The 11035-nt window shown below is 66.6% G+C and carries 16 protein-coding genes and 1 pseudogene; all 17 read right to left on the reverse strand.

The window, feature by feature from the left end; genetic code table 11:
* Positions 1-681: replication initiation protein RepM (gene repM / locus LWH48_RS17305; protein ID WP_232913549.1), on the reverse strand; the 681-nt coding region annotated here is incomplete at its 3' end.
* Between the two features lie 487 nt (positions 682-1168).
* A complete protein-coding gene (locus LWH48_RS17310) occupies positions 1169-2092 on the reverse strand; it encodes a DNA-binding protein (protein ID WP_232913550.1) in 924 nt (307 codons plus the stop codon).
* Positions 2093-2275: 183 nt separating this feature from the next.
* A complete protein-coding gene (locus LWH48_RS17315; protein ID WP_232913551.1) occupies positions 2276-2476 on the reverse strand; it encodes an antitoxin Xre/MbcA/ParS toxin-binding domain-containing protein in 201 nt (66 codons plus the stop codon).
* Positions 2473-3018, reverse strand: a complete 546-nt coding sequence (locus LWH48_RS17320; protein WP_232913552.1) for a hypothetical protein — start codon at positions 3016-3018, stop codon at positions 2473-2475. Before LWH48_RS17320 ends, LWH48_RS17315 begins: the two co-directional genes overlap by 4 nt.
* Positions 3015-3869 (reverse strand): hypothetical protein, encoded by an 855-nt coding sequence (locus LWH48_RS17325; protein WP_232913553.1) that lies wholly within the window; start codon positions 3867-3869, stop codon positions 3015-3017. The genes LWH48_RS17320 and LWH48_RS17325 overlap by 4 nt, the downstream gene beginning before the upstream one ends.
* 41 nt (positions 3870-3910) lie before the next feature.
* Positions 3911-4177 carry a hypothetical protein gene (locus tag LWH48_RS17330; protein ID WP_232913554.1) on the reverse strand — a complete coding sequence of 89 codons (267 nt, stop codon included), beginning with the start codon at positions 4175-4177 and terminating at the stop codon, positions 3911-3913.
* 621 nt (positions 4178-4798) lie between these two features.
* Positions 4799-5716, reverse strand: coding sequence for a DNA-binding protein (locus tag LWH48_RS17335; protein ID WP_232913555.1), 918 nt, complete (start codon positions 5714-5716; stop codon positions 4799-4801).
* Positions 5717-5907: 191 nt separating this feature from the next.
* Positions 5908-6195 (reverse strand): type II toxin-antitoxin system RelE/ParE family toxin, encoded by a 288-nt coding sequence (locus tag LWH48_RS17340; protein ID WP_232913556.1) that lies wholly within the window; start codon positions 6193-6195, stop codon positions 5908-5910.
* On the reverse strand, positions 6188-6376 hold the full coding sequence (gene relB, locus LWH48_RS17345) for a type II toxin-antitoxin system RelB family antitoxin (protein ID WP_232913557.1): 189 nt from the start codon (positions 6374-6376) through the stop codon (positions 6188-6190). The genes LWH48_RS17340 and relB overlap by 8 nt, the downstream gene beginning before the upstream one ends.
* 172 nt (positions 6377-6548) lie before the next feature.
* Positions 6549-7109, reverse strand: a complete 561-nt coding sequence (locus LWH48_RS17350) for a helix-turn-helix domain-containing protein (protein ID WP_232913558.1) — start codon at positions 7107-7109, stop codon at positions 6549-6551.
* A gap of 519 nt (positions 7110-7628) precedes the next feature.
* Positions 7629-8207 carry a hypothetical protein gene (locus LWH48_RS17355; protein WP_232913559.1) on the reverse strand — a complete coding sequence of 193 codons (579 nt, stop codon included), beginning with the start codon at positions 8205-8207 and terminating at the stop codon, positions 7629-7631.
* Positions 8204-9109, reverse strand: a complete 906-nt coding sequence (locus tag LWH48_RS17360) for a hypothetical protein (RefSeq protein WP_232913560.1) — start codon at positions 9107-9109, stop codon at positions 8204-8206. The genes LWH48_RS17355 and LWH48_RS17360 overlap by 4 nt, the downstream gene beginning before the upstream one ends.
* Positions 9109-9375, reverse strand: coding sequence for a hypothetical protein (locus LWH48_RS17365; protein ID WP_232913561.1), 267 nt, complete (start codon positions 9373-9375; stop codon positions 9109-9111). The genes LWH48_RS17360 and LWH48_RS17365 overlap by 1 nt, the downstream gene beginning before the upstream one ends.
* 766 nt (positions 9376-10141) lie before the next feature.
* On the reverse strand, positions 10142-10267 hold the full coding sequence (locus LWH48_RS18325; RefSeq protein ID WP_269816254.1) for a hypothetical protein: 126 nt from the start codon (positions 10265-10267) through the stop codon (positions 10142-10144).
* Entirely contained in the window at positions 10267-10515 is a 249-nt protein-coding gene (locus tag LWH48_RS17370; RefSeq protein WP_232913562.1) for a DUF2442 domain-containing protein, read from the reverse strand. The genes LWH48_RS18325 and LWH48_RS17370 overlap by 1 nt, the downstream gene beginning before the upstream one ends.
* On the reverse strand, positions 10499-10741 hold the full coding sequence (locus LWH48_RS17375) for a DUF4160 domain-containing protein (RefSeq protein WP_232913563.1): 243 nt from the start codon (positions 10739-10741) through the stop codon (positions 10499-10501). Before LWH48_RS17375 ends, LWH48_RS17370 begins: the two co-directional genes overlap by 17 nt.
* Positions 10741-11035: pseudogene (locus tag LWH48_RS18470) on the reverse strand (replication initiation protein); the annotation flags it as partial. The pseudogene LWH48_RS18470 and the gene LWH48_RS17375, both read right to left, overlap by 1 nt.

Here is an 11035-nt window from a genome sequence, read left to right on the forward strand (position 1 = left end):
CGGTTTGAGCACGAAGCTGAATGAGAACCCAGTGATCAAGCGGCCCCGCTTGTGCTGCTCGTATATCGCCGTGATATCGGTGTGCTCGTTGATCTGCTTGATCGCGGCATCGAGAACCCAGCGCTTGAAGTCGGTCATGCGTGGGTACTTGGCAGATTCAATTCCCAGGCGTTGCCGCAGCTCGGCCACTTCGATGACTGGGGTCTGCCCCGTCGAGCGCCATGCAATCAGCAGCTCGTAGAGGCGCACGGCATGCACGCTCGACAGGTTGGCCACCTGTTCTAGTGCGTAGTGAGTGAATTTTTCCCGGAGGTCGCACAGCAGCGGCTGCACATGCGGAGCGAACGCTAGATCGACACTGGCCGCGCCCTCGACGTATGCCACATGGGACACCCAGCGGCTGACGGTCGTTTTTAATCCCTTCGTGGTCTCTTCCTGGAACGTGAAGCGGCGTTCAAACAGCTGTTCAGCGGCGTCCCTCAGCGACTCGTAGGCGGTCGATAGGCTCACGCCCCATTGATCGGCGTAGTCCTGGGCGCGGACAGTCAGCTCTCCCATCTTCTCCAGCTCACCGTTGGCGCTGACGATGGCCAGCAGGATCAGCCGCTGCTCGGCTAACGAAATCGTGTACGAGGCATTGATCAGCGCATTGGATTTTTTAACGACAGGCTTTTTCGGCATGTATCCTCCAAGTCATTAAGGCGAGGCTATCGATCTGTCTCGCCTTAAACAAGGAATCTCTCGCCTTATCACTCGGAATCTCTCGCCTTATCACTCGGAATCTCTCGCCTTATCACTCGGAATCTCTCGCCTTATTGGCCTGCTATTTCTTTTCTATCAACAACTTAGATACACCTAAAGTCTTTAAAGTCTTTAAATTTATTAAAACGCGCGCGTGCGCGCACGCGAGAGCGCTACCGCGCTCGCCTACCCTCCGGGCTCGTTCCTCGCCCTCCGCCCCCGCTTTCGCGGGCCTGATGAGGTGGCGCCTACGGCGCCCCTAACGGGCGCTTTCGAGCCGCTACGCGGCTGCGCGCCCTGCAGGTGGGTGGCTACGCCACGAAAGGCCGTGCAGGTCCGCAGCAACCCCTGTTCGGCAGGGCGGTGGGCTTCGCCCACCAAGCCCCGTTACCGGGGCGCAAGCGCCCCTGCATCCGCTTCGCGGATCTCATTCCAGCGGCAACGAGGGCTGATCGTCTCCTCGTTGCCCCTTCTGGCTCTCCAGGGCGTCCAGACGAGCCGCTAGAGCCTCGGTCCGTATCTCGGCCTTGGTACGCCCCTGCGCAGCCTCCTGGGCCGTCTGGCGGGCTTCCTGGGCCTGTTGCTCCAGGGCGGCCAGGCGCTCGCGGTACTCGTCGCGCTGCTCGGCCAGGGCCTGCTTGTGGGCCTGGGCATCCTCGCGGCGGGCCTGGCGTTCGGCATCCAGGGCCTTGGACCGCTCCTCGGCTTGGTCCTGTGCGGCCTCGGTGCGGGTCTCGGCCACGGCCAGGGCGCGCTCGGCCTCGATGCGGGCCTGATCGGTCTGCTTGGCCTCACGCTGTGCCTCGATACGGGCCTGGCGCTCCTCGTTGCGTTGCTCCTCGAGGGTCTGGCAGCGGTTGCGGGCCTCGGCCAGCTGCTGCCGGGCGTCGTCGCGCTGGGTCTCCAGCTCCCGCACCCGCTCGCGGAACTCGGCCAGGGCGCTGCGCGCCTCGTCGCGCTCGCCGGTGACGCGATCGCGTTCGCTCTCCAGGGTCTCTACCTGGCCGCTTAGCTCCTCCAGCTGCTCCTCCAGCTGCTCGCCGGTGGCGGCCAGCTCGTCGGCGGTGTGCTGTGCCTCCAGGGCTTCGGCCTCGGCGTCGGCGCGTGCCGCGGCGGCCTGGCGTTCCAGCTCCTCGGCCAGGGCGGCGGTCAGCTCGTCCGGCAGCCGCGCGGCGCGGCGCTCGGCAGGCGCCTGGGTGGATCTCCAGGCCTTGAGATGGCGGTGGATGGTGTTGGGCGAGCCGGTGCCCAGCTGCTCACGGATGCGCTGGATGCTGGGCTTCTCGCCTTGCCCCACCAGGGCGTCGGCGACGGTAGCGACCTGCTCGTAGGTGATCCCGGTGCGTGCCATATCGTATCCCTCTCCTCTGTACCGTATAACGTATTTCATATTATATGTTATACAGTACAAAATACAATACGAAATACGGATATGCTACGAAATATCCCGGCAGCGGGGCGTGTCGTTGGTGTCCAGGCACGAAAAACCCCGCCACGGCGGGGTTTGTGTGGTGCAGGGGCGGAGCTGTCAGGGTCAGGCGTAACCGCCCTGGCGAATGTGAGCCAGGTAGGCGAGGACCTCGCGGGTGCGGCCTTGGGTAACCAGCTGCTGGGCCGTCATCCCGCCGAGCGAGGCGATTGGGTACGACTGGTACCAAGACCGGGCAGCAGCCGGGGAGCCGGCCCATGTCGTTATCTGGTCGAGGATCTTTGCCTCGTCCGTGCTATCGGTCACTGCCGAAGCTCCTTCACCTGGCGCTTGCGGCGCTCCAGGGACTCCAGGGCGCCGGCCAGGCGCCGTTTCAACAGGGCATTGTCTTCGGTGAGCTCGGTGATGCGTTGGTACACCGGGGGGAGCTGCGCCGCCGCGTCGCGCCGTGCCTGCTCAGCGGCAGCTTCCCGCTGGCGAGCTTTCTGTTCTGCGCGCTCGGCGCGTTGCCGCTGGGCGGCCAGTGCCGCCTCGGCCTCAGCCTGGGCGTGCTGCGCGTCTTCCTCAGCCAGGGTCGCTCGCGCTTCAGCTGTGGCGATCCGAGCCAGGGCATCGCGCTCCCGGGCCGTCTCTCCCACAAACACACCGACCAAGATTCCTAGGAGCCCCAGGAGGGCCCCCGCGGTGGCGTAGACGGGCCAGGCCGCCCGGATGGCTCCCCAGCCCGTGTAGACTCCGCCACGATGGGCTATCCAGGCGATATCGGGCACGACGCTGAGATGTAGCCAGGCCCCCAGGACGGCGACCAGGGCCAGCCCGATGCATAACACGGCCAGTCGGGCGCTCATCGCAGGTAGACCTCCGTGATCGACTCTCTGAAGTGCCCCATTTCCTGTGAGACCGTCTCGAGTGCGTCGCGGTAGCTCAGCCCGGCGCGTTGCAACTCGCCCATCCGCTCTTGCGCGTAGCTGTGGCGAACGCCGTGGGCGCCGTTAGACCAGCCGAGGGCGGCGTTGCTGGCCTGGCTCCAGCTGTTTGACCAGCGCTGACCGCCACCAATGGCGTAGTGCTGGGTGTAGTGCACGCCGCGATCGGTGACGCGCTGGGGCTCGGCGAGCCGGGCGGCCTCGAGCCGGTCGGCCAACTCGCGAGGCACCAGAACTTCCCGCACCAGGCCCCCTTTTCCTTGCACGGTGTATCGTTCGCCTTCACGGACGGCGAATTTTTCGTCTCGCGCCGGGCGAGCGTCGGCCGGTTGCTCGGCTGCGGGGCGCAGGGTCAGTAGCTCATGGGCGCGCAGGCCGGCGGCATGGGCGATCTCGGTGGCGAGGCGGTTGGCGTCGTGCTGACGATCCGCCACGGCGGCCACCTGGGCGGGGGTGTAGCTGCGGCTCTCCAGGGCTTGTGTCAGCTCGCTGCGTACCACCGGCAAGCGCTCGCCCTGGGCGAGCTGATGGCTGACATGCTGCTGCATCAGCTGGATCGCCTGGCGCTCTTGGTCGAGCATTTTCTGGCCCACGGCTTCGCCGCGTTGCTCTAGGTACTCGCGGGCGCGTTCTGGCGTCAGGCTACGCAGGTCGCCGCCCTCGCGGCCGGCGCGGTGCTCGTCCTTGAGCCACTGAGCGACGTTGGTTAACGCCGCTTCGTAGTTACTGACGCTCCGTACCGACTCGACCACGCTGCCCTGCAGCTCGCGCATGATGTGGCCCGCTTGGCTAGCGGGCTTGGCCCAGGCACCCATCAGCGGCCCCCTCGGCGGTCGGCCTGGCGCTGTTCGAGCGTGCGGCGCAGCCAGCGGCTGACGGTGGAGTGGTGAACGGTGAGGCGACGCGGCGGCATCGAGAGCCAATCGCGCAGATCGGCGGGCGTGGCCCCCTGGTCGTATAGGGCCAGCAGCTCAGCGGTGTAGGGATCGAGCTGCGAGCGGCCTCGCCAGTAAGGGCGCCGGCGTCGTAGGCGCTTCAGTTCGTGGACACGATCTAGCTCCGCGTCGGCGTCGAACCCCATCACAGCTCCATGGTGACTGTAAGAACAAGCCAGGCATTCATTGCCTGGTCGCCCGCATGACTGCGGACTACGACCCCGGTGTGTCCTGCCGTTAAGGCTCTGGTCGGACTCGGCGGGCCTGGTCTCCCGATGCCCCGGAGGGGCGATCCCTCGATGCTGATTGGGCTGCGGCATCGTTCGCAGGGTGCTGGCGGTGCTGCCAGCGCTGTGCCGCGCTGTGCGCGGGGGACCGAATTGCGTCGCTGCTGCTCGGCGGACAGCATGTGCCCTGGGGCACACGTCGGTGACGGCAAACGCCCTCAGTCTAGCACGCAGTATGATGTGCGTGCATCTATATGCGCCATTAGCTGGAAAAGCCCATTCCGCCACGCTGGGGACGTCGCGGAAGCGATGTACCCAGCGGGGCGGGGTAGGCGCGAAGCGCCCCCGCCCAGCGCCCCGCAGAGGGGCGCCCGGCGAGCCACAGCGAGCCGGTGGGGTTGCTGTTCCGACGGAACGGCGCCGCCCGTGGAGGGCGGCTCCGCACCGCCAGGTGCGGGCGGCGCGCGGAGCGCCGCTGGTGCACGTCAGTGCACCGCGCCCCACAGGGGCGCCGGTCGAGCCCGAGCGAGACCGTTGCCGTCACCCCTGCAAGAGGTCGCCCTGGTCGCCCTTTGCCTCGGGCGCTTTCAGCGCATCCAGGCGGGCGGCCAGGGCCTCGGCCCGGGTCTCCGCCTTGGTGCGGCCATTGGTCGCCTCCTGAGCTGCCTGGCGGGCCTCCTGGGCGGCCTGCTCGACAGCCGCCAGCCGCTCACGCCAGTCGTCGCGCTGCTCTGCCAGCGCCTGCCGGTGCGCCTCGGCGTCGTCACGCCGAGCCTGCCGCTCAGCGTCCAGGGCACGGGCCCGCTCGTCGGCCGCCTCATGGGCGGCCTCGGTGCGGGCTTGGGCCACGGCCAGCGAACGCTCGGCCTCGACGCGGGCCGCGGTGGCGGCTTTGCTCTCGGTCTCGGCCTGCTGACGGGCTTGGCGTTCGTCGTCGCGCTGCTCGGTCAGCGTGGTGATGCGATTGCGCGCCTCGGCAAGCTCCTGCTGTGCCGCATCGCGCTGGGCCTCTAGCTCACGGACGCGCTCGCGGAAGTCGGCGACGGTGCGGCGGGCCTCGTCGCGTTCCCCTTCCAACGTCGCGGCGTGTGCCTCGGCGGCTTCAGCACGCGCCACGGCGGCAGCGGCCTCCTCCTCGAGGGTTTCGCCGATCTCTGCGAGCTGATCGGCGGTCTGCCGGGCGTCCAGCGCCTCGGCTTCCGCATCAGCGCGGGCGGCGGCGGCCTGGCGCTCGATCTCCTGGGCGAGAGCACTGGCAAGCTCGTCCGGGAGCCTGGTTGCGTGGCGCTCAGCCGGCGCCTGGGCCGCTTTCCAGGCGGAAAGGTGCCGGTGGATGGTGTTCGGACTACCGGTGCCCAACTCGGCGCGGATCGCGCCGATGGTGGGCTTCTCGCCGCGCCCAACCAAAGCGTCGGCGGTGGCGGCAACTTCGTCGTAGGTGATGCCAGGACGTGCCATGGGGTGTACCTCTCTGCTGTATCGTATTTTGTATTTCATATTATATTTTATACGATACGAAATACAATACAAAATACACCAGAGATACGAAAAAATCCCGGCAGCGGGGTGTATTTCGACCACCAGGGCACAAAAAAACCCGCCGTAGCGGGGTTTGATTGTTCGGGATGGGGCTATGGGGGCTGGCTGGGTTAGGGATACTCTCGGCGTGCGTGGAGCACGCGCAGCACTTCGATGGTGGTGGCCTCGACGCGATACACCACGATGTAGTTGGGATGAGCCACCCACTCTCGCGTGCCAGCTACGCGCCCCTCGCGAAACCCTAGAGGGGTGCGGGGCAGTTGCTCAACGCCCGACTCAATGGTGTGACGCAGCGTCCGTGAAGCGAGCGGGTTGAACTGCTCGATGTAGGAGAGGATATCGGCGAGGTCTAACAGCGCTTCGTCAGTCCAGACAGGCTCGTTGGCCAATTCACTCAATGCGCTGTCTCCGGCGCTCTGCCATCAGGCGATCCAGCTTAGCCATGGCTTCGGAGTGGGGAAGAGCCGGCTTATCGCTATCCATGGCTTCCTGCACCTTGCCACGAAACCAGCGATCGTAGCTGTCCGCCTGCTCCTGGGTATCAAACTCACTGATGAGCGGATCTAGCTGGGTGTTCATGTGGTGCCCTCCTCAGCGGGTTTCAGTCTAGAGCCTAGGGGCTACACCGGTTGCAGTCCCCCAGGCGGCAGCCCATTTGGACGCCTGCTCTTTCTCTGCCTTGGTCTTGGCAGACTGCATCCGGACAAGCGCTTTCCCTAGTCGGCTAGCGGTATAACGACGGCGCTGGAGATCATCCATCATCCCTGTCCCGATTTGTCTCGATGACACGCAACCCACGTTCACGCATGCGTTCTTGGAGAGCCTCCCGGTGGCCTTTTGCGCTGCCCTTCCAGCCGAACTCGGGGTTCAACCGGAATGTCGCAGACCGACCGACCTTAGGGCCTCTCAGGATGATCCCCTCTGCTTCCAAGCGCTTCAGAGCCCGATTGAAAGAGGATCGCGTCATGCCAATCTGGTCAGCTAGCTGAGATTGACTGACTTGAATCCAGTTCTCGAAGTCAATGTGAGCACCAATGATGAAGAAAACCCGCATTGCTTCGCCGCTCAGATCGGCTTGCGCCATTGCCATCATAGAGTTCTGTGCCATGGCTACCCACCCCTCTGTAAAACCGTTCTTTCGCTTCGGCTGTAGAACAGCCACAAAACCTTCCAGGACCTCGCCAGTTTCCTGGTCAACTTGTTCAATAATCCGCCGCGACATCCGGGACGCTCCATGCATGTGATTGTTAGCACCGGCGCTAAAGACGTTAGCACCGGTGCTAACGAAAAAAAAGCTCAGCCCAGTATTCATGGGGCCTACAGAATCCCCCCTTCTGTATCTATGGGGTGTGGGGGGATTTAGCCGCCCAAACCTGAAGCGCTACCGCGCTTTGAGCGCTCCGCGCTCGCCTACCCTCCGCTTCGCTCCGCCCCCGCTTTCGCGGGCCTAACTATGACGCGCCAGAGGCGCGGCTAGCGGGGCTTCGAGGCGCTTCGCGCCTGCGCCCCTGGTGGTGGGCGGCTACGCCGCGAGACAACCGTGCAAGCCCGCACTAAACCCCTGTTCGGCAGGGCGGTGGGCTTCGCCCACCAAACCCGGTTCCCGGCGCTACGCGCCTCCATGCCGCTGACGCGGCATCTGCAAACCAGAGGGAAGGGGTGAAAAATGCGAGAGCACTGCTCCCCAGGTGCGGCCCGAGACGTGCGCCCAGGTGGGAGTGAGGAACGAACGACCCCGGGCGTGCGGTGAGGGGCGTACCCAACAACCGAAGGGCGTTAGCGCGTAAGCGACCGGCCCAGAGGGCCGGGGGTGCGGGGGCACCTTGGGTGGCTAGGGCAGGATCTCGCCGCGCAGCGTGGCCAGTTCGGCCTCCAGGTGTTGGATGCGCTTTTTGCGGCGGTGGGTGGCTGCGACACAGTGCTCGAGGCGGTACCGGGCTTCGGCCAGCTCGGCCTCGAGTTCACCCACCCGTGCTTGAGCACGCTGTGACTCTCGGTCGGCAGCGGCCCGAGCCGCCTTGGCGGCCGCGACCAGCTCGCGGGCCTGCTGTTGGTGTCGTTCCAGGTCGGCCCGCTCGGCGCTGACGGCTTCTTGGGCGTCCTGTGTGGCCGTCTGAGCCGTTTTCTCGGCCTGGGTTGCCCTTCCATGGGCTTGGGCGGCTTTCGCCCTGAGATCGCGTTCTCTGGCCGTCTCGCCGATGGTAGAACCGACGACCAGCCCGACCAGGCCGAGGAGCACCCCGGCACTGCCCCAGACCGGCCAGGCGTTGCGGATGGCCGACCAGCCAGTCGAGACGCTGCCATCGGCTGCCCGCCAGGCGATATCCGGCACGATGCTGAGATGCAACCATGCACCCAGGCCCGTGACGGCGATCAGGCCCGCGACCAGGGCGATCACTCGCGTACTCATCGTAGGTAGACCTCCGTGATCTCGGGCCGGAAGTGCCCCATCTCCTGGCTGACGACCTGGAGAGCGTCGCGGTAGGCCAGGCCGCCCCGCTGCAGCTCGCCCATGCGTTCCTGGGCGTAGGAGTGCCGCACGCCATGGGCGCCGTTCGACCAGCCCAGGGCGGCGTTGCTGGCCTGGCTCCAGGAGTTCGACCAGCGTTGGCCACCGCCGATGGCGTAGTGCTGTTGGTAGTGCACGCCGCGATCGGTGACGGCCTGCGGTTCCGGCAGCCGAGTGGCCTCGAGGCGGGTGGCCAGGTCGCGGGGGAGCTGCACCTCGCGGCATAGCCCGCCCTTGCCGATCACGGTGTAGCGCTCGCCTTCGCGGCCCTGAAATTTTTCCTCCCGCGCCGGGCGCTCATCGGCGGGGCGCTCGTGGGCGGGACGCAGGGTCAGCAGCTCATGGGCCCGGAGGCCGGCAGCGTGGGCGATCTGCGTGGCCAGGGCGTTGGGCTCGTGCTGGCGATCCGCCACGGCGGCCACCTGGTCGGGGGTGTAGCTGCGGCTGGCCTCGGCCTGCTCGAGCTCGCTGCGCACCACCGGCAGCCGCTCGCCCTGGGCGAGCTGGCCCGTCACGTGGGTTTGCATGAGCTGGATGGCCTGACGCTCCTGATCGAGCGTTTTCTGGCCCACGGCCTCGCCGCGCTGCTCGAGGTAGGCAACGGCCTGCTGTGGGGTTAGCTCGAGGAGCGTGCCGGCCTCGCGGCCAGCGCGGTACTCGTCCTTGAGCCACTGGGCCACGTGGGTCAGCGCAGCCTCGTAGTTGCCGACGCTACGCACCGATTGAACGGTCGCGCCCTGGAGCTGCTGCATCACGCTGCGGGCCTGCGTCGCCGCTTTCACCCAGCCATGCATTTTCGCCATCAGCGACTCCCTCGGTCGGCCTGGCGTTGTTCCAGGGTACGGCGCAGCCAGCGGGATACGGTGCTGTGGGCGACGGAGAGACGGCGCGGCGGCATGGCCAGCCAGGCGCGGAGATCGGCGGGGGTGCCGCCTTGATCGTGCAAGGCCAGCAGTTCGGCGGTGTAGGGATCGAGCTGGGAGCGGCCGCGCCAGTAGGGGCGCCGGCGGCGTAGGGCTTTCAGCTCGTGGACACGCTCCAGCTCCGTGTCGGCATCGAATCCATCCATGGGCACTCCAGGTGTAAGAACTCCGCATGTACCACGCGGCGCCCATCGTTGGATGGACATCGACCCCGTTTATCCTGCGCTCTGGCTCTGGGCGGATACGGCGGGCCTGCTCTCCCGATGGCCATGGGTGGGCCGTCCCTCGATGCAGTTTTGGGCTGCGGCACCGATCGCAGGGGCGCTAGCTGGGCTGCTAGCAGGCGACTCTAGGTCGCGGGTGCCAGCCCAAGGGCGGTGGCGGACGCGGCTGGCTGCGTCACACACGGGCCACTGCGCCTCCCAGATTAGCACAGGGCACTGTATGCGTGCATCTATGTGCGCCATTCTATCGTAGGGCAGGCCCCGCCCCGCTGGGGACGTCGCGAAGCGATGTACCCAGCGTGGCGGAATTTGGGCGCTCCGCGCCCCCGCCACTGCGCCCCGCAGGGGCGCCCGGCGAGCCACAGCGAGCCGGCCAGGCTGCCGCGCAGCGGCAGCGCCGTCCCCTGGGCGGCCCCGCGCCGGCAGGCGCGAGCGGCGCTCAGCGCCGCCGTGCACGTCAGTGCACAGCGCCCCTGCTGGGGCGCCGGTCGAGCCACGGCGAGACCGTTTCGCTGTCGCGACGCGACAGCGACACACCCTGGGCGGCTGCGCCGAGCACAGCGAGGCGTCTGCTGTCGCAACGCGACAGCAAATCGGGTCAGCGTCCCCTATATAGGGGACTCAGGCGGGGGTATGGGGGCGCAGCCCCCATGCAGCGAGCGTAGCGAGCGGGAACAACCCTGGCCCGCTAGCGGCGCGGAGAGCGCCGCTGTGTCGCTTGGCGATCGCGGTGGCGGGCCCACAGCAGCCCACTGCCGAACAGCAGACAGGCGGCCACCAGGATGCCAAGCGGCAGGAGGACCTCGGGGGCCATCAGGCAACCGCTCTCCGGCGACGTGTCTGATCGCCACGTCCGGCGAGCAGGCCTTCCACGGAGATATCCTCGTCCAGGGCATCCCAGTGGATGCCGCGCGCGCTGAGCTCATAGTCAGCGAGCTGCTCCGCTGTCGCGTTGAGCAAGCGAGGGTACCAGGCCAGCGGCACGCCGAGCGTGCGACCGTCGCTAAGCTCAACCCAGAAGCTGTCGGCGTCGAAAGTGACGTTCTTAGGCGAAGTGCTCATGCCAGGCCCTCTCCAGTTGATCGCGGTGGGTAGCCACCAGGGTAGAGACTTTGCGCAGCGTCTTCGCATCGAAGCCATCGTTGCGGGCAAGCTGCACGTCGGGGGTCAGCCAGAACTTGGCTTCCAGCCCTGCCTTGAACACGTGGATATGGGGTGGTTCGCGGGGGTCGCCTTCATCTGAGTAGAAGAAGAACTTGAAGCCGTCCAGGCGCAGTACCGTGGGCATCACGCTTTCCTCCTGCGAGCCTCGTCCAGCAGCCGCAAGGCGGCATCCTCATAGCCTTCGCCGGGCTGCGCCTGCGCCTCGATCACTGCCCGGGGAATGCCATACAGCGCCCCTTTCGCGTCGCCCTTTTTAGGCTTCGGCTTACGGCGCCTGTCAGCTTTCTCTGACGGTTTGAGCACGAAGCTGAATGAGAACCCAGTGATCAAGCGGCCCCGCTTGTGCTGCTCGTATATCGCCGTGATATCGGTGTGCTCGTTGATCTGCTTGATCGCGGCATCGAGAACCCAGCGCTTG

This window comes from Halomonas sp. G15, assembly GCF_021282295.1.
GTDB classification, from domain to species: Bacteria; Pseudomonadota; Gammaproteobacteria; order Pseudomonadales; family Halomonadaceae; genus Halomonas; species Halomonas alimentaria.

What these genes read in the sequence shown, in the direction of transcription:
- LWH48_RS17310 (WP_232913550.1), bottom strand. Translation starts at nt 2,092, where the DNA reads ATGGCACGCACCGGGATCACCTACGAGCAGGTCGCTACCGTCGCCGAC.
- LWH48_RS17320 (WP_232913552.1), bottom strand. Translation starts at nt 3,018, where the DNA reads ATGAGCGCCCGACTGGCCGTGTTATGCATCGGGCTGGCCCTGGTCGCC.
- LWH48_RS17325 (WP_232913553.1), bottom strand. Translation starts at nt 3,869, where the DNA reads ATGCGCGAGCTGCAGGGCAGCGTGGTCGAGTCGGTACGGAGCGTCAGT.
- LWH48_RS17330 (WP_232913554.1), bottom strand. Translation starts at nt 4,177, where the DNA reads ATGGGGTTCGACGCCGACGCGGAGCTAGATCGTGTCCACGAACTGAAG.
- LWH48_RS17335 (WP_232913555.1), bottom strand. Translation starts at nt 5,716, where the DNA reads ATGGCACGTCCTGGCATCACCTACGACGAAGTTGCCGCCACCGCCGAC.
- relB (WP_232913557.1), bottom strand. Translation starts at nt 6,376, where the DNA reads ATGAACACCCAGCTAGATCCGCTCATCAGTGAGTTTGATACCCAGGAG.
- LWH48_RS17350 (WP_232913558.1), bottom strand. Translation starts at nt 7,109, where the DNA reads ATGAATACTGGGCTGAGCTTTTTTTTCGTTAGCACCGGTGCTAACGTC.
- LWH48_RS17355 (WP_232913559.1), bottom strand. Translation starts at nt 8,207, where the DNA reads ATGAGTACGCGAGTGATCGCCCTGGTCGCGGGCCTGATCGCCGTCACG.
- LWH48_RS17360 (WP_232913560.1), bottom strand. Translation starts at nt 9,109, where the DNA reads ATGGCGAAAATGCATGGCTGGGTGAAAGCGGCGACGCAGGCCCGCAGC.
- LWH48_RS17365 (WP_232913561.1), bottom strand. Translation starts at nt 9,375, where the DNA reads ATGGATGGATTCGATGCCGACACGGAGCTGGAGCGTGTCCACGAGCTG.
- LWH48_RS18325 (WP_269816254.1), bottom strand. Translation starts at nt 10,267, where the DNA reads ATGGCCCCCGAGGTCCTCCTGCCGCTTGGCATCCTGGTGGCCGCCTGT.
- LWH48_RS17370 (WP_232913562.1), bottom strand. Translation starts at nt 10,515, where the DNA reads ATGAGCACTTCGCCTAAGAACGTCACTTTCGACGCCGACAGCTTCTGG.
- LWH48_RS17375 (WP_232913563.1), bottom strand. Translation starts at nt 10,741, where the DNA reads ATGCCCACGGTACTGCGCCTGGACGGCTTCAAGTTCTTCTTCTACTCA.